Source organism: Caballeronia sp. GAFFF1 (assembly GCF_023630705.1).
Classification (GTDB): Bacteria; Pseudomonadota; Gammaproteobacteria; order Burkholderiales; family Burkholderiaceae; genus Caballeronia.
The window spans coordinates 187,042-207,309 of sequence record NZ_JALQEM010000036.1; the positions used below are offsets into that span (position 1 = coordinate 187,042).

A 20,268-nucleotide genomic window follows, 5' to 3' on the forward strand; every position below is an offset into this window, starting at 1 on the left:
ATGAATGCGCGTTACCGTACTTAAATGGGATCGCCTGCGCGCTAACGTATGCCGGCAGATACGAATCATCCCCGCGTAGAGGGATGGCATTGGCCCCATCAAGGTACGAACATGGTATTGGTCAAACTGAGCGCACAGGAACTCCAAGTCGGCACGCCTCTTCCTTTCGCCGTCTACTCGGCGAGCGGAAAACTTCTTTTGACGAGGGGTTACTGCGTGCGATCCGAAGGCCAGCGCGACAGAATTCTCGCAGCAGGCGGGTTCCGCGACGAAGACGCGCCGATCGAACGGCCGCACGGGCAAGGCGTCATGTCGAGCGAGCTGCTGATATCGACCGCGAAGCACGGCGCGCCCATCAACCGTCCCAAGCTCGATCGCGCGGCCGCCGTCACTGGCACCCTGCCGAAAACGCTGGAAAGCATGCAGCTTACGCTTATCGGCTGCGATCACCCGCCGGTGCAGGCCGAATTCGTCGGTTCCGTGGCGGGCAGCGCGCTGGTCGTGACCGCAGGCTGCGTGCATGAGTTGCTGGACGCGGGCATGTCCGTCGAATGCAAGGGGCTGCTCGGGCGCAAGATCTATCGTTTCTCCAGCACGGTGATCGGACGAAGCGAGTCGCCTGTGAAAGTCGCTTATCTCGCCTATCCGCAAACCGTACAGACGCAGGTCGTGCGCAAAGACGTTCGAGTGTCGACCGAGCTGGCGGGTCGCCTTATCAGGAACGATTGTGTCGCGGCGGGCTTCGATGTCGCCGTGGTCAACGTTAGCCTGGGCGGTGTGGCGTTGCGTCTGGCGGACGCGCTCGTCGATGTGGGCGAGCACTTCAAGCTCGCGTTGCGCCTGCGCGCCGACGGCAAGGTTCATGCGGTGGTGTTCAACTGCGTCGTGCGCAATCTGCGTCGAGCGGCGGGCGCCGTGCTTGTCGGCGCGGAGTTCAGTAACCGGTCCGTCGATACGACTGCACTGCTCAGGATTCACATGTTCGAGACGGCGACGGGCAGCGCGTTGGAATGATTTGCCGCGACGAGACCCGAGGCATCGGGGATCGACAAGAAACCGAACTCATTTGCATTACTAAGGAAAGACCGCATCGCCAGTGGGCCGACTAGAAGACCGCGCTAGGTCCTACTTCCAGGTAAACATGCGCCTTACTTAAATGCTACAGGCAAATACCCGCTCACATTCGAACGATCGAGCTTATACGCCGCGCGTCTCAATCGCCGAACCCATGCACACATGCGTAGCCGGCTCTGTGGCCTACCGCACACTCTATAGTTCGGAATGCAAATAACGCATTGAACGTTGCTTGCAGTGGTCCATACTCTAAGCGCCGGTGCAGCTAGAAAACCGGCCGTCCGTTCTTGCTGCAACGCACCCGCTCCGGCCCGCGTTGCAGGTCCTCTTTGTGCGCTCCCTGGGGGGTGTATGGTCTCCAATTCCACTAAGCGACGCGCGTTTCTGAAGGGAACGGCGTCCGCACTCGCTGTTGCATCGCTTCCACGGTGGGGCATTGCAGCCACTGCTCCGTTCATCAGACTCGAATGGCAAGTGTTCAAGACCACGCCGCACTACGCGTCGTATCTCAACGCAGTGCGCACGATGAAAGCCGCCACCGACAGAACCAGTCCCGCATCGTGGCAGTACTGGGTCGATGTTCACAACAATTATTGCCCGCACAGCACGGCGTACTTCCTGACGTGGCATCGCGGTTACCTGTACTACCTCGAACAGCAGTTGCGCACCGTATCCGGCGATGCAACCCTCACGTTGCCTTACTGGGATTACTACACGTATCCGGTGATTCCGGCGGAATTCACCGACACTGCGCGTAGCAATCCGCTCTATGTCTCGCGAATCAACACCAACGTCTATCAGGCGCTCGATCTCGGTCCGTTCGGGTCGAGCGTGTACAACTTCCAGCGCGGCACGAGCAACGCATTCGAGCCCAAGCTCGAGAACGCGCCGCACAATCCGGTTCATGACATCATCGGTAATAACATGGCCGATATCGCCACGGCGCCGATCGATCCGATCTTCTACCTGCATCACTGCAACATCGACCGTCTCTGGAACGCATGGTCGCTGCGCTCGACGAGCCGCGTGCCGACGGCCACCAGCAGCTACTGGAACGGCAGCTTCACCTACGCGAGAGGCTTGACGATCTCGAAGTCGAAAACGCGCACGACCACGGGGCTGAGTTATGACTACGCCAACGACACCATGCCCGCTGTGCTGCCGCCCCAGGCGCAACAAGGGAGGATTATTCGCGTGCAAGCACAGATCGGCGCCATTCAGGCGCGGCCGAAGACCGGCGCATTCACGCCGAGTCCCGGGCGCACGGTGTCATCGACTCGGCGTTCCCTGGGAGGCGTGAAGGGCGTCGAACTGAACGAGTTCTCGATCAGCGCGAGCATCCCGCTTCAGGCCGCGAACGCCACTGCATTGAAGGATGTGCTGGCGACTTCGCCGGCTGTCGCACTGAGCCAATCCTCGGATGCAACGCAGGCCACGCCGCAGGCAAAGAGCGGCTTCCAATACGTGAAGGTCGTGCTCGACGGCGTCACGATGCCCGCGGCAGCCCGAAAAGGCGGCTTCTTCTATAACGTCTATCTGAATCTGCCTGCGAGCGGCGATGTCGACGCCGTGAAGTCGCAGCACTTCATCGGTACATTGGGCGCGTTCCAGATTGGCACCGCTGCGCATCACGGCATGAACGCCGTCGACTATGACGTCACCGACGTGCTCGCGCGTCTCGGCATTTCAAATGTGAGCGACGTCGTGCTTTCATTCGTGCGCGTGAGCGGGGCGAACTCGCCGAAGGGAATCGCCGTTTCGATCAACGAAGCGCGCATCGAACTCGGCACGGACGGGCCGTAGTCGGAGATGATCGCAACGCGGCGAACCGCTCGCCGCGTCGTGATCCATTCCTCGGCATGTCAGCGCAGATTGGTTCGCGCCAGTTCGATCAGTTCATCGCCGCGACCGCTGAACACCGCGCGCAGCATGTAGAGGCTGAAGCCTTTCATCTGCGCATAGTTGATGGTCGGCGGAATCGCGAGTTCGTGCTTCGCCGTCACGACGTCCACGACCGCCGGACCCGGATGCGCCAACGCATCCTTGAGCGCGCCTTCCAGTTGCTCCGACTGCTCCACGCGCACCGACCAGATGCCCGCGCCTTTCGCGATCTGCGAGAAGTCCGTCCTGGATAGATCGACGTTGGTGTCGAGATACCCCGCGGCCTTCAACTCCATCGAGACGAAGCCCAGCAGGCTGTTGTTGTAGACGATGACCTTGATCGGCAACTCATGCTGCACGGCGGTGAGCAGATCGCCGAGCAGCATGGAAAGTCCGCCGTCCCCTGACAGCGACACCACCTGGCGTCCCGGATTCGCCGCCTGCGCGCCGAGCGCCTGCGGCATGGCGTTCGCCATCGACCCATGATTGAACGATCCGTGCAACTGACGCTTGCCGTTCATCGACAGATATCGCGCGGCCCATAGCGTGGGCGTGCCGACATCGACGGTGAAGATGGCGTCGTCCGCTGCGGCCTCGTCGACGAGTTTGGTCAGATATTGCGGATGGATGGGACGGCCAGGCGCGGACGGCGTGGCGAGATGGTCGAGCTCCTTGCGCGCATCGGCATAGTGTTTCAGCGCGTTTTCGAGGAAGCGCCGCTCTGTCTTGCGTTGCAGCCGCGGCATGAGCGCCGTGACCGTTTCCTTCACCGTGCCGATGAGGCCCAGCGCGAGCGGCGCGCGCCGGCCCAATTGCGAACCGCGGTTGTCGACCTGCACGACCTGCGCATTCGGCGGATAGAACGGCCGATATGGGAAGTCGCAGCCGAGCAACAGTAGCATGTCGCACGACATCATGGCGTGATAGCCCGAGCTGAAGCCGATGAGTCCCGTCATGCCGACATCGAAAGGATTGTCGTATTCGATGAACGGTTTGCCGCGCAACGCATGAACAATCGGCGCGCCCAGCGTATCCGCGAGCGCGACCACTTCGTCATGCGCGCCCGCGACGCCGCTGCCGCACATGATGGTCACCGCGTCGCAGCCATTCAGCATGTGCGCAAGCTTGTCGAGCTCGGCGTCGGCGGGCACCATGGTATGCGGGGCCGTCGGTGTCCAGCGAGCGGGGGCATCGGGGCCTTCGGACAGGGCGACATCGCCCGGCAGCACGATCACGGCGACCCCGCGCTCTTCCAGCGCGGTGCGCATGGCGCGCTCCAGCACGCGCGGAAACTGCGAAGCGTTCGATACCAGTTCGACGAAGTGACTGCATTCGCTGAAGTATGTCTGCGGATGCGTTTCCTGAAAGTACCCGAGCCCGATCTCTGTCGACGGTATATGCGCCGCGATGGCAAGCACGGGCTGACGATTGCGATGACAGTCGTAAAGCCCGTTGATGAGATGCAGATTGCCCGGTCCGCAGCTGCCGGCGCATACGGCAAGCCGGCCGGTGGTCGCCGCATCCGCGCCTGCGGCGAATGCAGCCGCTTCCTCATGCCGCGTATGCATCCAGCGAATGGTGCCCAGTTCGTCCAGACTGTGCGCGAGCCCGTTGAGGCTATCGCCCGTCACGCCCCAGATGCGCTCGACGCCCGCCGCCGCGAGCGTCTTTGCCAGATAGTCCGCGATTGATTGCTTGGCCATGCTTTCCTCGGGAGAAAAACGCGCACCATGCGCGATGTGATCGACTCAGAAGGCGTCGCTAGAAAGCCAACATGACAAACTCACTCGGGGATGATGCGCTCGCGCTTCAGGCGGTCGAACAGCGCGAAAAACGCATCAGGCGTGCTCTGATAATCGAGGAAGCCGGCCTTGCGGCTCTTCGTCATGTCCGTGAGTACTTCCATCGGGCGTCCGAGGTCCGCATCCGTGTGCCACCAGGAGACGAGCTTGTCTACCTCCGGCTCCGCCAGTGCGTGCCGTGCCGCGATCTCGGCCCACGTCTTGCCCGCATGCTGCATGCGGCCTTCCAGCGGTCTCGTTTCGCCATCGAAAGGCGCGGGCTCGATACCGAAGTAATTGGCGATGCGCTCCCACATCCACTTCCAGCGGAACACGTCGCCATTCACGACGTTGAAGTCTTCGTTGCGCGCTTCGGGCCACGTGGCGGCCCATTCCAGATGGCGCGCGAGAAGACGCGCGTCCGTCATGTCGGTCAGGCCGTTCCATTGCGCCGCCGAACCGGGAAACACGAACGGTTCGCCGGTCGCCTTGCACAAGTTCGCATAGACGGCGAGGGTGACGCCCATGTTCATTGCATTGCCGATGGCGAAACCGATGATGCTATGCGGCCGATGCACGCTCCATCCGAAGCCGAACTGCCGCGCTGCATCGAACAAGCGGTCTTCCTGCTCGTAGTAGAAGTTGTCGACGGGCTGCCGGCCTTGTTCCTCGCGGAAGGGCGTCGCCGGAATCTCGCCTTTGGCGTAGGCCTCGAAGGGCCCGAGATAGTGCTTGAGGCCCGTCACGAGCGCCGCATGTTCGAGCGCGCCCGACGGTCCCAATGCCGCGAGGACATTGGCGACCATTGCGCCGTTGACGCGGATGTTCTCGGCTTCGGTTGCTTGCCGCGACCATGCGGTGAAGAAGACGTGAGTGAAGTCGCGTCCGCTCAATGCCTGCGCGACCGACGACGCCGACGTAAGATCCGCAATGATCGATTCGACGCCGGCGGGCGCAGGCGTGCGGCCGCGCGAGACGCCGGTGATAGACCAGTCCCCATGCGTCTGAAGATGCTCGGCGAGATTACGTCCGATGACGCCGGTCGCGCCGATGATGAGTGCTTGTTTGTTCATTGCAGCCTTGCAAGTCGATTGATCGATGTGCCAGTGTGACGGAATGCGATGATCCTTGCTGAACGCTGCGCTTTTCGCCGGGGATACGACACGCGGGCGGCAAAACCGCCCTCTTGCTGCATCGGCGATGTAAGAACTACCCGGCGCGCGGCGCCGGAACGCCATCGTCTCGCGCAACGCCGTCAGCCATGCGCGATCGCTCCCCAGGCGCAGTAAAATGCTGCACTCGAAAAACGCCGAAGTGCCAGGGTATCGCCAAATGGATGTCAAGGATCAAGGTCTCGTCGGTTCTGCCGGTTCGGGCAGTGGACATTTCGAGCGCATGATCGCGGGGGTCAGGGACTACGCGATCTATCTTCTTTCTCCGACCGGTCTGGTCACGAGCTGGAACGTCGGTGCCGAGCGCATCAAAGGCTATGCACCCGAGGAAATCATTGGTCAGCACTTCTCACGGTTTTATACCGAGGAAGACCGCGCGACCGACTTGCCCTTACGTGCGCTGGACATTGCGGTCCGCGAAGGCAAGTTCGAATCGGAAGGCTGGCGCGTGCGCAAGGACGGTTCGCGTTTCTGGGCGCACGTCGTGCTCGATTCCCTGTTCGACGATTCGGGGCACCACGTCGGCTACGCCAAGATCACGCGCGACATTACTGCACAGCACGAAGCGAGACAGATCGCCGAGCGTCAGAAAGCCTTGGCGCTCGATGCCCGCACGCGCGAATATCACGAGTTGCTGCGGCTCTTCGAGCAGGCGCCGGGCTTCGTGTGCTTCTTTCGGGGTACGAATCATGTGTATCAGCTACAGAACGGCGCGCATCACCGGCTCGCGGGATTCAGGCCGATCATCGGCAAGCCTGTGAGAGAGGCGCTGCCCGAGCTTGCCGGGCAAGGTTTCTTCGAACTGCTCGACGAGGTGTATCAAACAGGCCGCCCGTATGTCGGCCGGGCCGTGCCGTTGCGTGTGGACCCTCTCGCGGGCGGCGATAGCGAAGTGCGCTTCATCGACTTCGTGTACCAGCCTATCGTCGATGACGCGGGCGTGGTCGTCGGTATCTTCTCGCAAGGCAACGACGTTACCGATCAGGTCGCGGCGCAAGAGGCGCTCAGGCGCAAGCAAGGGGAACTGGAACAGGTCATCGTTGAGCGCACCGAGGCGCTGGAAAGCACGAGCCGGGCGCTGGAGCTGGCGAAGGAACTGCACGTCGACAACGCCCGCCTTCTGCGGCTTTTCGAGCAGGCGCCGGGTTTCGTCTGCGTATTGCGCACGCGCGAGCACATATTCGAACTGGCGAACGCGGCGTATCGCAGCTTGACGGGCGATCGCGATCTCGTCGGAAAGCGCGTGCGGGATGCGTTGCCTGAAGTGGTCGAACAAGGCTTCATCGAAGTGCTGTCGCGCGTCTTCGACACGGGCGAGCCTTTCGTCGGCAAGGCCGTGCCCGTCATGATCCGGCCGCGCGACGGGGCGCCGCTCGAAACGCGCTTCCTCGACTTCGTGTATCAGCCCATTGCGGGCAACGACGGCGAAGTGGCCGGCATCTTCGTTCAGGGTCAGGACGTCACGGTGCAAAAGCTCGCGCAGGACGAAGTGGAGCGCTATCAAACGAGCCTCGAAGCGCTGGTCGAAGAGCGCACGCGAGAACTCGAACAGACTCAAGCCGCGTTGCAGCGTTCGCAAAAGCTGGAGGCGATCGGCAAGCTCACCGGCGGCATCGCGCATGACTTCAACAACATCCTGCAAGTGATCGGCGGCAATCTGCAACTGCTGTCGGCTTCCGTTGCCGGCAACGAGACGGCGATCAAGCGCGTGGACACTGCGGCGAGCGCCGTGGAGCGCGGCGCGAAACTGTCGTCGCAACTGCTGGCGTTCGCGCGGCGTCAGCCGTTGCAGCCGGTCGTCACGAACCTCGCGCCCGTGGTCGCGGGCATGGACGACATGCTCCGGCGCGCGCTGGGCGAGTCGGTCGTCATGGAGACGGTGCTCGCGGGAGGGTTATGGAACGTGCAGGTCGACCCGCATCAGCTCGAAAACGTCGTGCTGAATCTGGCGATCAACGCCCGCGACGCCATGCCCGACGGCGGCAAGCTCACCATCGAACTGAGCAATTCGATGCTGGACGACGACTACGTCGCATTGGACGCCGATCTCGAACCGGGCCAGTACGTGATGCTCGCCATCTCCGATACCGGCACAGGCATGACGCGCGAAGTGATGGAACGCGCATGCGATCCGTTCTTCACGACGAAACCGGAAGGCGTCGGCACGGGGCTCGGTCTCTCGATGGCGTATGGCTTCGTCAAGCAAAGCGGCGGACACTTCAAGATTTACAGCGAGATAGGGCACGGCACCACGATCAAGGTCTATCTGCCGCGCTCGCATGAAGCCGTGGTGCAGACCGCGTCGTTCGCAGCGGCGCCGGTCGTCGGCGGCACGGAGACGATTCTCGTCGTGGAAGACGATCGGGCCGTGCAGACCACCGTCGTCGAGATGCTGCGCGAGCTCGGGTACCAGGTGCTCAAGGCCGACAACGCCGAGAGCGCGCTCGGCATTTTGCAGAGCGGCTTGGCCATTGACTTGTTGTTCACCGATGTCGTGATGCCCGGCAAGCTGCGCAGTCCCGAGCTCGCCAGAGGCGCGAAGGCGATCTTGCCGAACATCGAGGTGCTGTTCACCTCGGGTTACACGCAGAACGCCATCCTGCATGGCGGACGGCTGGACGCAGGCGTGCAACTGCTCACGAAGCCTTATCGGCGCGAACAGCTTGCGCGCAAGATCCGGCACATGTTGTCGAACCGGAAGCAGGTCGCGCTCGCGCGTTCGCATCCGGCGAAGCAGACGGTGGCTCCGGTCGCGCCGTTGCCGCAGCGCTTCGGCGTGCTCGTCGTCGAGGATCACCCCGAGTTGCGAGAGATGGCGCTCGAACTCATTCGGGCGCTGGGGCATCGCGTGACGGCCGTGGCGAGCGCGGAGGAAGCGCTCGCGTCGTTCGCCAAGGAAGACTTCGGCATTCTCTTCACCGATGTCGGGTTGCCCGGCATGGACGGCGTCGCGCTGTCGCGAAGGCTCAAGGCAGTTCGGCCCGGCCTGCGCGTCATCTATGCGACGGGCTACGGCGAGGCGATTGAAGCGGACGCCGACAGCATCGGCACGGTGTTGGCGAAGCCTTATACGCTCGCGAGCCTGAACGCGGTGCTCGCGCAGTTTTCCGAAGCGGCGTCGGACGGACACGCCGCCTCGGACGGCCCGGTATAGGCTCTCTGAGTTGCGGCCTACCAGCGCGCGCCGAAGCTCTGCCGCAGTTCGTCGATGGCGGCATCGTCGAGCGGCGCGGGCCGCGGCGTAGTCATCAGCCAGAGGCGGGCGGTTTCTTCGAGTTCCTCGAGCGCATACGACGCATGCGAGACGCTGCGCTCCCACACCACGGGCCCGAGCCGCTCCAGCAGCACGGCACGCACGTCGGCCGCGCGCGCGGCGATCTCGGCTGCCGCCTGCGGGTCGCCGGGGCGGCGGTATCGCACGAGCGGTACGTGGCCAACCTTCATCACGTAGTACGGCGTGATCGGCGGCAGCACGTCGTCGTCGCGCCAGACGCCCGCGAGCGTCAGCGCAACCAGCGACGTCGAATGCGTATGCACGATGCCGCGCGTGTCCACGCTGCCCTCGTAGATGCGCCGATGCAACTCCAGCGTCTTCGAGGGCCGCGCGCCGGAAACGTGCCGTCCCTGCGCATCCACTTTTGCAATTTGCGCGGGATCGAGCCGTCCGAGACAGGCATCCGTCGGCGTGATGAGCCAGCCGTCGTCGCAGCGCGCGCTGATGTTGCCCGCCGTGCCCACGGTGTAGCCGCGCGCGTAGAGACTTTCGCCGACCGTGCAGATTTCCTCGCGCAGCTTCGCGTCGCTGGCCGATGCGATGACGGTGTCGCTCACGCGCGCTCTCCTTCTATGTAACGCAGCGCCTTGTCGAAGAAATCGCGCGCGCCGAAGTTGCCGGACTTCAACGCCAGCGCAAGCGGCGTGTCGCCGACGCTGACGGTCACGGGCACGCCCGGATCGATGGGCGGCCCGATCTGCAACATCTGAACGCCGAGCGCCTGCACCACCGCGCCCGATGTCTCGCCGCCCGCGACCACGAACTTGCGCACGCCGCGCTCGCGGGCTTGGCGGGCGATGGCGGCGAGCGCATCTTCGACGAGCTGGCCTGCCGCCGCGCTGCCGACTTCTTGCTGCACCGCTTTTACTTCGTCGGGCGAAGCCGTGGCGTAGATCAGCACCGGCTGCGGCGCGTGCGCGTCGATGAAGGCGAGCGCCTCGTCGACGACCGGCTCGCTTCGTGCGAGCGCGCGGGGATCGACGCGAAACGCCGGCCGCGTCGCGGTCCACTCGGCGACTTGCGCGTTGGTCGCCTTCGATGCGCTGCCCGCCAGCACCAGCGCCGCGCCTTCCACGGCGGGCAGGTCCGCTGCCTTGTCGTTCGGCTCGATGAGCCCGGCGCGCCGGATGTTGTCCGGCAAGCCGATGGCGACGCCCGAGCCGCCCGTGATGAGCGCGAGATCGGCGCAGGCCGCGCCGAGCGTGCGCAGGTCGGCGTCGGTGAGCGCGTCGGCAATGGCAAGACGCACGCCGTCGGCACGCAGGCTGGCAATCGCGCCGCGCACGGCATCGGCGCCCGCGGCGACCGTATCGCTCGCGATCAGGCCGACTTTCGCTTTGCTCTGCCGTTGCAGGACGCGAACGAGGTTAGGGTCGCGCATCGGCGTGAGCGGATGGTGTTCCATGCCCGATTCGCTAAGAAGCGCGTCACCGACGAAAAGGTGGCCGCGATAGACCGTGCGCTTGTTCTCGGGGAACGCAGGGCAGGCTATCGTGAAGTCCGCGCCGCTTTGCCCGGCGAGCGCATCGAGCAGCGCCTCGGCGACCGGGCCGATGTTGCCCGCATCGGTGGAATCGAACGTCGAACAGTATTTGAAGAAGAACTGGCGGCAACCCTGCGCGCGCAGCCAGTCGAGCGCCGCGAGCGATTGGTTGACGGCATCGGCCGCTTCGATCGTGCGCGATTTCAGCGCGACGACCACGGCGTCCGCGTCGAGCGGCGTATTCGAGGCGGGCACGCCGATCGTCTGAACCGTGCGCATGCCGCCGCGCACCAGCATGCTCGCGAGATCGGTGGCGCCGGTGAAGTCGTCGGCGATGCATCCCAGGACGGGATGCCGGGTGGATGTGTGCATGTGCGACCTCCGTTGCGACGATTGTACGGGCGATCGGTGCGAAAGCGGTGTGAATCAGTCGGCTAGAGAGAGAAGCAGTCGTGCAAGCGGTGAGAAGCCACGCGTTCGCTCAGACCATTACGCAAAAGACGCTTACGCCATCGGCCGCAACGTTTCCCACTTCAGATCGGTGAAGCACGGTCCTTGCGTGGCCTCGCTGAACTTCACGTCGTTATGCTCGGCGTTCCACTCCATCACGAGCACGTTTTCGTCGATATCGACGGTGAGGTCCCAGCCGACGCAGCGCGCGAACGGCGCCTTCGCGTGCAGCGCGATGACTTTCTCCACGCACTTCGAAAACGCAGGCAAGGTCACGCCGTCGAAGCGGATCTTCGAATCGGGATGCGCGTCGACGCGGGTCCAGTCGCTCAGATAGCCCGTGCTGAAAAGCCGCCCGCTCTCCAGATGCACCGGCACGCACACTTCGCTGTCGGGGCGAATGTACGTGTCCGCGGACCGGCCGAGGCGCAGAAAACAGGCGCGCAGCGAGATAGTGCCGGCGTCGTCGACGACCGTCGTCAGGCGCACCGTCGCGACCGCCTTCGACGCGAACTGGTCGAACAACGCGTGCTGGACGATGAAGCGTTGCAGCACGCCGTTGCCGAGCTGGCTGATGCGCTCGGCATCGAAGCCCTTGCGGTCCATCAGAAAGACGCCTTTGCCCTGCATCGAGTGATCGAGCTTGAAGGCAATCCTGTCCGTCGTGCTGAAAACGAAGTCCGCGACCTGAGACTTGTGGATCGCGGTGTGATCCGCCGTGTAGAAGATGCCGTTCACGTAGTAGCCGAGATCGGGGAACGCGTCGTCCTGAAAGAGCAGCCGCGACACGGGCTTCAGATGCGACATCTGCCCGTACAGGCCTTTCATCTTCGGAACGACGATCCAGCCGTAGTAGTTGTCCGGAATCCAGCCTTCCTTGAACTGGCCGTTCAACGCCGTGTAGACGTGGAGCCACGGCGCATAGCACGCGTCGCCGAGCACGTCGCGCGCGTACGTATCCGCGAGCCGCAGTTGCGCGGCATTCGTCCTGCCCTGCCTGCTCTCGATGCTGCGCAGCACCTCGCGCGCCTCCCGCGCATGCTTCCGATGAAAGCGATGCTGCGAAAGGTTCTTCCACGAGATCTTGACGAGGCTTTCGACGTACGGTGCGGGCATGGTGGTTCCGCTCTGATTGAGCTTTGTTGTTTGACTTTATCGAGCAACAGAGCCTACCGGCCGTAACTGACGAAACCCTTAAGGAAAGGGATCGTGGCGATAAACGGCTGAGTTTTGGCGGGCGGCGTGAGCAGACAATACGGCGGCTTTCGGCATACGAATACAGTAGTGGCGATGCGCCGCGCACGCGTCATTGCGGCCAGGGGCAAACGCCGGCAGAACCGCGCGCGATCACGAGCGCCGTTGCCGCCGCAAGCACGTAGCGCCCGTCAGGCACCACGGTGCAGTATTGGTCGTACCAGGCGCTTCCGGATGTTGCAGGCGGTATCGTGACTGCCGTCGATGCAATCCGGCATGCCGTGCCGTCGTACTGACACACCGGATTGACGTAGACCCATCCGTTCGAATATTGCCGGGCGCAGACGCCCGCATTGGCGCCGTTCACCCAGCCGCATGCGCCCGCAGGCGGCGACGCGTACGGATCGATTGAAGGCGGCGGCGCAACCGGCCGCCCAACCGGCAGCGGCGCGAAACCGCTGAACGCGAGGCTCTCGCTCGTGGCGCTTGCGGTCGCCGCGGTGTCGAGCGTGACGCTCGTCGATGAGTCCACGGTTGAGATGGTCGAACCCGGCGCGATGCCCGCACCGTTGACGTGGAGCCCCGCCGCGAGGCCGCGCGTGCTGGCGAGGCCGGTGACGGTCGCGCTGCCGCGCGTCACTGTTCCGGTCAGCGTAAGGTCGACGTAGCCGCCCATCGACGGCGGATACGTTTGCGCCGCGCGCGAAGAGATTTGCCCGGCAGAGAGGTAATTCTGCGTGCCCTGCGTGATGAGCAGCAGCCATGCGGTCGCCCACGTCTCTTCGGCGCGCGTCATGCCGCCGGTGTCGTGTCCGTCGAGATAGCTGATCGCGCCGTAGAACTTCTGGCTCGCGCGTTCGGCGTTGTAGAGATGCGCGGCGAAGAGATCGTCGATGATGAAGCCGTTGTACCACCTGTTCGCCGAAGTCGTGCCTTGATGCTGAGGAACGTTTTCTTCGACTACGCCGCTTACTGCATCGGCAATCTCAGTCCACTTGACGCCGCCTTGATAGCTCACGTTAGCCACGGTCGCAAGGCCCATTGTTTTCGCTTGCGCGCTGAGATACTTGATGTAGTCGAGGTTCGCTGCGCTCCAGCTCGCGTCGTCGGCGGATGTGTACTGCGTGACGAACGTTCCGCCACATGCCGGACGCAACGAAGCCGGACACGGCGCAACGGTGCCGCTAAAGTGCCCGGCTTGAAAGACGGCTCCGTTTCTGATGTTCGCAGTGCTGACGTTGTCGAGGGAAAGCGCCTGATAGCCGCCCGCGTGCTCTGCCATCGACTGGAACAGGTGCTGCCGGACGGCGGGATTCACGATATCGACGACCGGATAGCGCGTGTCGCCGAATTCGTAGAGCACGTTGCTGTCCGAGCCGTATTCGATCCAGTCCGGATGGTGGTAGTACAGCCAGCCGAGGTGCGTCGCGGGATAGTCGGCGCCGGCGCCCGTCCATCCGCCGGGCATGAAATAGAGGCGGTACGCGGGCGCGTAGGACATCGAGTAGATGCCGGGTTGCGCGCTGTACCCCGACGACCACATCGCGCCCACCTGGCCGACGAGACGCTCTTGCGCCGCTTGCGTCGTCGGGCCGAAGGCTTGCAGGAAGTTGATCGGATAGCTGGGGCTTTCGATCGAAACGGGAAAGTAGCCGGTATCAGCGGCGGTGGCCTGCGATGCGGGCGCGGACGATGCAACGGGCGCTGCCGTCGTTGCCGGAACGTTCGCATCGCTGCCGTTATTGCTTCCGCTGCATCCGGGCAGGAGACTGCACCAAACGATGGCGCATACGCAGCTTCCTAGCGGGTAGATCAGCTTGGAAAAGGGTGTGGCAGATGCGGGTGTGGCAGATGCAGCGTTAATGTTCATTCTTCCCCTCGTATTCTTATGCATCTGTGAAGCCGGGCTGCAAGGTCTCCTGCGGATAGCGGCAACGACGAGCTTTTGACATCGGGCGGGGTTGCAAGCGAATTGTCTCGGGCGTCTTTCCTGCTCATCGGCAATCAATCCGAAGTGTCGATGTTTCTAGCGATACAGTTGCCTAAAAGCAAGCAATAGCCCGACGCGAAATATCGGATTTATCTTAACGTGAATTCGGAATGCAGTAGGACAATTCGCATCTTCGTCTCATCGTCATCGTTCGGCGTGCGAAGGAAATGTGAGGATTCGATCGCGTTAGAAGCGGCCGCTCCTGGAAAGCCGAAGTCAGGTGCTCGAAGTGGTCGGGGAGAAACGAAGTGACAAATGTCGATAGACGAAGAAGGCGCGCGCTTCATCAAGCCGCGCGAATGCACTAGCACGGGTTTTCCAACATATGCGTGTGCTAACGCTCGTTCGACACGCAGATGCGCGCCGGTTCCCGCGCCCGACGCCGAATCGTTCGCGACCCCTCACAACTTGACAAAGAGATAACGGCGAACTTCACAACCGGGCTAGACTCGTCAGCACAAACGCACAGCCGCGCGATACATGCCATACAAAAACGAAGCACGCCGGCAAAGATGCGAAAGACCGCACGTTTCTCGGGGATCGTGAATGAAAAGGACGACGCTGATACGCCTGTTCGATGCGCTCGCATCGGGCTTCATCTGGCTGGTCGCAATGAGCACCTTGCGCATCGTGCTCGCGCGCGACTGGCTTCAGCACCGCATGGCCGCTCGGCGCGAGCGAGGTCATCCGGGCGCGGTGTCGCCTGATCGCGATATCGCGTACCCGAACAGAACCTGACGCAATAGCGGGCGATAACGGGCGAAAACGGCCGATAACGACCGCAAAACGCAGCGGGCCCTCGAAACGAAGGCCCGCCATGCTCGTTCTCGCACGAAGGACGCGCTAGCCGCCTGCCTTGGTCACGCGCCAGACGGCGTTCCCGGCGTCGTCGGCGATGAGGAGCGCGCCGTCCTTGTCCTCGGCCAGCCCGACCGGGGCGCCGCGCAACTGCTTCTCGTCGGGCGACACGAATCCGGTGACGACGGGCTTCGGCGCCCCGACCGGCTGGCCGTCCTGAAACGCGACGTACGCGACCGCATAGCCCGCGAGCGGCGAACGGTCCCAGCTGCCGTGCTCGCCGATGAACGCGCCGCCGCGATACTGTCCGGGCAAGTTGTTGCCGGTGTAGAAAAGCAGCCCGAGCGGCGCGACGTGCGAGCCGATGGCGTAGTCGGGCTTGATCGCTTTCTGGACGAGATCGGGTCTTTGCTGATGCACGCGCTCGTCCACGTGCTGTCCATAGTAGCTATATGGCCATCCGTAGAAAGCATGCTCCTTCACGGAGGTCAGATAGTCAGGAACGAGATCCGCGCCGATCTCGTCGCGTTCGTTCGCCACCGCCCAGAGCTTGCCCGTCTTCGGCTCCCATTGCAGCGAGGTCGGATTGCGGATGCCCGAGGCGAACACGCGGCTGCCGCCCGTCGCAATGTCGACTTCGAGCACGGCCGCGCGGCGGTATTCCACTTCGAGTCCGTTCTCGCCGACATTGCTGTTCGAGCCGACGCCCACATACAGCTTCTTGCCATCGGTGCTCGCGAGCAGCGCCTTCGTCCAGTGATGGTTAATGGTGCTCGGCAAATCGGTGAGCTCGACGCCCGTGCCGTCGATATGCGTCGCGCCGGTCTGATACGGGAACGCGAGAATCGCGTCGGTATCGGCGACGAAGAGCGTATTGCCGACCAGTTGCATGCCGAACGGCGAATGCAGATGGTCGATGAAGACGTGCTTCTCCCATTCGCCGTTGCCGTTCGCGGGCTTTCGCAGCAGCGTAATGCGGTTGCCGCCTTTCGCTTCCTTGCCCGAGCGTGTCTGAACCGTGCCCGCGATGAGCTGCTTCGGCGTCGTGACCGGCTCTTCGTCAGGACTGCTGGATTCCGCGACGAGGATGTCGCCGTTTGGCAGCGCGTACACCTGACGCGGATGCTCCAAGCCCGACGCGATGCCTTCGATCTTCAGGCCGTCCGCAACCTTGGGCGTCTCGCCGCTTTTCCAGCCGACGTGCTTCGGCACCTGCATCGGCGGGGCCAGGAAGTTGCGCGCGCTCGGCAGCGGCGGATTCGCGCCGGCCTGCTGCTGCGATTCGTAGGACGCGTGCTCGTCGCATCCGGCGAGGCAGGCCGCAACGGCCATCGAAACGAGGCTTGTACGCATGATGTTATTCACGGACGGCCTCCGGCAGGTTGAAGCGGTTGAACTTGTCGAAGGCCAGCATCACTTGCCCGGCGCTCAGGAGCACGACCGTGACGATCGAGAGGATGACGCTGAGCGGGACCATCGCGTAGGCATCGCGCGAGTGAACGAACGCGTTGACCACGGCCGCGATGATGCCGAGCAGATTCAGCCAGAAGTCGGTGCGTTCGAGGCTCGTGACCGTGCCTCGCCCGCCGAACCAGACATGACCGAGATTGATGAACCGCGGAATGATCGCGAAGAGGAGGCCCACGGTGACGAGCCACGCCGCGCCCTTTGCCCAGAAGATGACGGCGTTGATCGCATAGATGATGTCGAAGATCAGCGTGCCGACGAAGAGACCATACGGAATCGGATTGAGCCACTCGAAAAGCGCCGTGGCCAGGCGCGAGCGGTAGCGCGGGCGAATCGGTTTCATGAACGAGCCTCTTTGTGGTTGAACGGAACGGGCTAAAAGCGCCATGCGGCGACGCACGGCGCGTGCCCGTAAGCTGCCACTCTTGTTCCGTCCAGCCACTGCTTCGCGTGCCTTACGCAAAGATTCCGTCCGCCCGACGCAATGCCGACGATTCGCTACGTAGCCCTTACGTAACGGTGCCGGCAAAGCTCACGGTCACGCGCTGAAGCCTCCGTCGATCATCAAACTCGCGCCCGTCACGAATGACGCTTCCGGCCCCGCGACGTACGCCACCATCGCGGCGATTTCGTCGGCCTTGGCGTGCCGTTGCACGGCCATCAGCGCGTGCAGCGCGGAGCCGAACTCGCCTTGCTCCGGGTTCATGTCGGTGTCGACCGGGCCGGGCTGCACGTTGTTGACCGTGATGCCTTTCGGGCCGAGATCGCGCGCGAGACCCTTGACGAGACCTTGCAGCGCCGCCTTGCTCATCGCGTAGGCCGCTCCGCCCGGAAACGGCATGCGATCCGCGTTCGTGCTGCCGATGTTCACGATCCGTCCGCCAGCCGGCATGTACGGCAGCACTGCCTTTGTCGCGACGAACACGGCGCGCACATTTACGGCCACCGTCTTGTCGAAGTCGTCGAGCGAGAAGGCATCGACCGGGCCGAGATACAGCACGCCCGCGTTGTTGACCAGAACGTCGATCTTGCCGAAGTGGCGCGCGGCCTGATCGATCGCGCGAGTCAGCGCGTCCGCGTCGGCTGCGTCGGACTGGATCGCGAGCACGCGGCCACCGGTTTCTTCGATCTTGGCGGCGAGCGCCGATGCCTGCGCCGCCGATCCGCGATACGTGAACGCGACCGCCGCGCCTTCGGCCGCGAGCCGGCTGACGACCGCCGCGCCGATGCCGCGCGCGCCGCCCGTGACGAAAGCAATCTTGCCGCTGAGACTGTTTGCCATGATCTGCTCCTGCTGGTTGAGTGAAAGTGATGCCAGTATGGCCGTCGGATTCATCGTCCGGTAGCGCATAATGCGACCAAGCAGTTTCAACCGGCAGTATCAAGCGAGGACGCGCCGTGGAGTCGTTCAACTTTCTGGAGTCGTTCGTCGTCACGGCGCAGACCGGCAGTTTCTCGGCGGCGGCTCGCCGGCTCGGAATGACACCGGCCGGCGTCAGCAAGAACGTCGCGCGGCTGGAGCAGCAACTCGGGCTGCGGCTCTTTCATCGAAGCACGCGCAGGCTGACGCTGACCGACAGCGGCGAGAGCTTCTATCAGGAAGTGCGCGCGCCGTTCGACGCGCTGCGCGATGCCGTCTCGCACGCGGCGGAGCAAAACGGCGCGCCGTCCGGCACGCTGAAAGTGAGCGTGGGCGTCGGTTTCGGGCGCGAATATCTGGTGCCTGTCCTCGGCGAATTTCTCGACCGTTACCCGGCCATCGTCCCGGACGTGCATTTTGACAACCGGCCTGTCGATCTCATCGGCGAGGGCTACGACGCCGCGATTGGCGGCGGCATCGAACTGAACGAAGGCGTCGTGGCGCGCGAACTCGCGCCGGCGCATGTGATCGTGGTGGCATCGCCCGCCTACATGGCGGACAAGCCGATGCCCGCGCATCCGTCCGAACTCGAAACGTTCGACGGCATCGCGCGCCGTTCGGTGTCGTCAGGGCGCGTCTTCGCGTGGAAACTGCGCAACGCCGTGGGAGAACAGTGTCTCGTCCGGCATCGCACGCGCCTGATCTTCGACGACCCCGAAGCCATGGCCGCGGCCGCCATGCAGGGGCTCGGCATCGCGCTGATTCCCATGCCGCACGCCGCGCGCTGGCTCCAGCAAGGCAGCCTCATGCGTCTCTTGCCGGGCTGGTTCGCCGAACTCGGCGCGATCAGTCTGTACTATCCGAGCAAGAAGCTCTTGCCGCCGAAAACGCGCGTGTTCGTCGATTTCGTGGTGGACGCGTTTCGCTCCGGGCGGATCAACGCGCGCCCCGACTCCCGCTAGCCACGCTCATTGAATCATGAAGGTCTCGTATTCCAGCGAATCGAGCTTTCGATCCAGCCAGAAGAGACTTGCGAGCACCACGAAAAGCAACGACCCCGCGAAACCGAAGCCGTACCAGCCGGGGTTCGCCATGAGCGTCAGTCCCGTCAGCACCACATTCGACGCGACGAACAATGCGACGAGCGCCAGCACCACGCGCCGCTTGTCCAGATAGAAGAACACGTTGATGACGCCCATGAAGAGCACTTGCAGGCTCGCGGCGATCACATCGACATAGAGCAGCGGCGAGTAGAGCGTCGAAATGCGCAGCCAGCTGAGTAGCGTCGCGCTGATCGCGAAGAGCAGCAGAGCGGCCGTCGCCTGCACTTTGACGATCTCATAGAGCCCGTTGCGCAGCGCCTCGACCATTGCGTTGCGCATGCGTTCAATGTGTTGCAACGACGCGCCTTCGCGCACCGCGCCATAGAACGCGTCGTAGTACTCGACGAAGTCCGTCTCGATGCGCATCAGAAACACGGCCATGCCGGGAATGATCGCAAGGTAGGCGAGGAACACGGGAATGTCGTAGATGATCGACGCGCGCAGCGGCCCGATGACCGTCTGCCCCGTGCCCGGCGCGTACCAGAACATGTACTTGTCGACCCAGATGCCGAGGTTGTAGAGAAAGCCCGTCGCCATCAGCGTCGGATAGCGGTAACGTCGCGAGAAGAAGTCATACGCGATGAAGCGGTCGCTCGTGTAGTCGCGATAAATGAGCGTGAGCAAGCCCGCGAGCAGCACCGTCTGCCCGAACACGAAGCCGCCGAGCAGCCCTGTCAGCCCGAACACGTTCAGCGTGATCGCCGCGCCCGCCGTCAGCGTGTAGCCGATGAAAAACACCCACAGAATCGACATGTACTGCTTCATGCCGGACAGGAAGATGGTCGCGAGCCAGATGTTGCTCATCACGACGAAGCCGGCGAGCATGAGCAGCCGGTACGCCGCTGTCTGCTCACGAAACAGGAAGACGACCGCGATGCTACCGAGCAGCGTCGCGGCGACGGTCGAAACGAGCGCCGCGCCGTGATAGTTCGGCAGCACCATGTCGGCGCGTTTCTCGAAGAGGCGGTCGGAGGTAAAGCGCGTGAAGCCGAGTTGCAGCGGCCCGGTCAGCACCAATGACAGCGAAATGAGATACGTCACAGACACCTGGAACTGCGTGATGAGTCCAGTCGGCAGCACGAACGGCAGGCTCAGAATGCCGATCAGCAGCATGCCGATGATCGACAGAATCCACGGTCCAGCGCTGATGAGGCCCGCGTAGGCATAGGCCTGCATCAGCCCGACGAGCGTGTCGCGCCGAAGCATCTTGCGCAGTTCGAAGCCGATTCCCGCCATGACGT

15 protein-coding genes are annotated in these 20,268 nt (G+C 63.4%); 5 read left to right on the plus strand and 10 right to left on the minus strand.

The annotated features are described in order from the left end of the window. The first annotated feature begins 216 nt into the window (after window positions 1-216). Window positions 217-1,014, plus strand: coding sequence for a PilZ domain-containing protein (locus NCR37_RS28555; RefSeq protein ID WP_250474904.1), 798 nt, complete (start codon window positions 217-219; stop codon window positions 1,012-1,014). 534 nt (window positions 1,015-1,548) lie between these two features. Continuing rightward, window positions 1,549-2,877: a tyrosinase family protein gene (locus tag NCR37_RS21830; RefSeq protein WP_250474905.1), complete on the plus strand. Its 1,329-nt coding sequence runs from the start codon at window positions 1,549-1,551 to the stop codon at window positions 2,875-2,877. A gap of 59 nt (window positions 2,878-2,936) precedes the next feature. Here NCR37_RS21830 and poxB read toward each other — a convergent pair whose 3' ends face one another. Together poxB and NCR37_RS21840 are read right to left on the minus strand one after the other, a co-directional pair. Next, window positions 2,937-4,658, minus strand: coding sequence for a ubiquinone-dependent pyruvate dehydrogenase (gene poxB / locus NCR37_RS21835; protein WP_250474906.1), 1,722 nt, complete (start codon window positions 4,656-4,658; stop codon window positions 2,937-2,939). An 80-nt stretch (window positions 4,659-4,738) separates the two neighbouring features. Continuing rightward, window positions 4,739-5,809, minus strand: a complete 1,071-nt coding sequence (locus NCR37_RS21840) for an SDR family oxidoreductase (protein ID WP_250474907.1) — start codon at window positions 5,807-5,809, stop codon at window positions 4,739-4,741. A 259-nt stretch (window positions 5,810-6,068) separates the two neighbouring features. Here NCR37_RS21840 and NCR37_RS21845 point away from each other — a divergent pair, with 259 nt between their 5' ends. Then, on the plus strand, window positions 6,069-9,062 hold the full coding sequence (locus NCR37_RS21845) for a hybrid sensor histidine kinase/response regulator (protein WP_250474908.1): 2,994 nt from the start codon (window positions 6,069-6,071) through the stop codon (window positions 9,060-9,062). Window positions 9,063-9,079: 17 nt separating this feature from the next. Here the strand turns inward: NCR37_RS21845 and otnC are convergent, their stop codons facing one another. The 4 genes from otnC to NCR37_RS21865 all read right to left on the minus strand — a co-directional run bounded on the left by otnC (window position 9,080) and on the right by NCR37_RS21865 (window position 14,179). After that, window positions 9,080-9,739, minus strand: coding sequence for a 3-oxo-tetronate 4-phosphate decarboxylase (otnC, locus tag NCR37_RS21850; protein WP_250474909.1), 660 nt, complete (start codon window positions 9,737-9,739; stop codon window positions 9,080-9,082). Next, a complete protein-coding gene (otnK, locus tag NCR37_RS21855; RefSeq protein WP_250474910.1) occupies window positions 9,736-11,037 on the minus strand; it encodes a 3-oxo-tetronate kinase in 1,302 nt (433 codons plus the stop codon). The genes otnC and otnK overlap by 4 nt, the downstream gene beginning before the upstream one ends. A 132-nt stretch (window positions 11,038-11,169) precedes the next feature. Next, entirely contained in the window at window positions 11,170-12,231 is a 1,062-nt protein-coding gene (locus NCR37_RS21860) for a sugar-transfer associated ATP-grasp domain-containing protein (RefSeq protein ID WP_250474911.1), read from the minus strand. A 190-nt stretch (window positions 12,232-12,421) separates the two neighbouring features. After that, window positions 12,422-14,179: a hypothetical protein gene (locus NCR37_RS21865; protein ID WP_250474912.1), complete on the minus strand. Its 1,758-nt coding sequence runs from the start codon at window positions 14,177-14,179 to the stop codon at window positions 12,422-12,424. 666 nt (window positions 14,180-14,845) lie between these two features. On the opposite strand from NCR37_RS21865, the gene NCR37_RS21870 reads away from it, so the two are divergent. Next, window positions 14,846-15,037, plus strand: a complete 192-nt coding sequence (locus NCR37_RS21870) for a hypothetical protein (RefSeq protein ID WP_250474913.1) — start codon at window positions 14,846-14,848, stop codon at window positions 15,035-15,037. Window positions 15,038-15,142: 105 nt separating this feature from the next. Here NCR37_RS21870 and NCR37_RS21875 read toward each other — a convergent pair whose 3' ends face one another. The 3 genes from NCR37_RS21875 to NCR37_RS21885 form a co-directional block, all read right to left on the minus strand. Next, a complete protein-coding gene (locus NCR37_RS21875) occupies window positions 15,143-16,429 on the minus strand; it encodes a PQQ-dependent sugar dehydrogenase (protein ID WP_502800572.1) in 1,287 nt (428 codons plus the stop codon). Between the two features lie 25 nt (window positions 16,430-16,454). Next, window positions 16,455-16,907 carry a DUF2231 domain-containing protein gene (locus tag NCR37_RS21880; protein ID WP_250474914.1) on the minus strand — a complete coding sequence of 151 codons (453 nt, stop codon included), beginning with the start codon at window positions 16,905-16,907 and terminating at the stop codon, window positions 16,455-16,457. Window positions 16,908-17,102: 195 nt separating this feature from the next. After that, entirely contained in the window at window positions 17,103-17,846 is a 744-nt protein-coding gene (locus NCR37_RS21885) for an SDR family oxidoreductase (protein ID WP_250474915.1), read from the minus strand. 116 nt (window positions 17,847-17,962) lie between these two features. Here NCR37_RS21885 and NCR37_RS21890 point away from each other — a divergent pair, with 116 nt between their 5' ends. Further along, complete coding sequence (locus tag NCR37_RS21890; RefSeq protein ID WP_250474916.1) at window positions 17,963-18,886, plus strand: LysR family transcriptional regulator; 924 nt, start codon at window positions 17,963-17,965, stop codon at window positions 18,884-18,886. 6 nt (window positions 18,887-18,892) lie between these two features. Here NCR37_RS21890 and pelG read toward each other — a convergent pair whose 3' ends face one another. Next, a complete protein-coding gene (gene pelG / locus NCR37_RS21895) occupies window positions 18,893-20,263 on the minus strand; it encodes an exopolysaccharide Pel transporter PelG (RefSeq protein ID WP_250474917.1) in 1,371 nt (456 codons plus the stop codon). Between the last annotated feature and the right edge of the window lie 5 nt (window positions 20,264-20,268).

Excerpts from the sequence above, each read along its gene's own strand:
- poxB (WP_250474906.1), bottom strand. The coding sequence starts at position 4,658 with ATGGCCAAGCAATCAATCGCGGACTATCTGGCAAAGACGCTCGCGGCG.
- NCR37_RS21840 (WP_250474907.1), bottom strand. The coding sequence starts at position 5,809 with ATGAACAAACAAGCACTCATCATCGGCGCGACCGGCGTCATCGGACGT.
- NCR37_RS21845 (WP_250474908.1), top strand. The coding sequence starts at position 6,069 with ATGGATGTCAAGGATCAAGGTCTCGTCGGTTCTGCCGGTTCGGGCAGT.
- otnK (WP_250474910.1), bottom strand. The coding sequence starts at position 11,037 with ATGCACACATCCACCCGGCATCCCGTCCTGGGATGCATCGCCGACGAC.
- NCR37_RS21860 (WP_250474911.1), bottom strand. The coding sequence starts at position 12,231 with ATGCCCGCACCGTACGTCGAAAGCCTCGTCAAGATCTCGTGGAAGAAC.
- NCR37_RS21865 (WP_250474912.1), bottom strand. The coding sequence starts at position 14,179 with ATGAACATTAACGCTGCATCTGCCACACCCGCATCTGCCACACCCTTT.
- NCR37_RS21870 (WP_250474913.1), top strand. The coding sequence starts at position 14,846 with ATGAAAAGGACGACGCTGATACGCCTGTTCGATGCGCTCGCATCGGGC.
- NCR37_RS21875 (WP_502800572.1), bottom strand. The coding sequence starts at position 16,429 with ATGGCCGTTGCGGCCTGCCTCGCCGGATGCGACGAGCACGCGTCCTAC.
- NCR37_RS21880 (WP_250474914.1), bottom strand. The coding sequence starts at position 16,907 with ATGAAACCGATTCGCCCGCGCTACCGCTCGCGCCTGGCCACGGCGCTT.
- NCR37_RS21885 (WP_250474915.1), bottom strand. The coding sequence starts at position 17,846 with ATGGCAAACAGTCTCAGCGGCAAGATTGCTTTCGTCACGGGCGGCGCG.
- pelG (WP_250474917.1), bottom strand. The coding sequence starts at position 20,263 with ATGGCGGGAATCGGCTTCGAACTGCGCAAGATGCTTCGGCGCGACACG.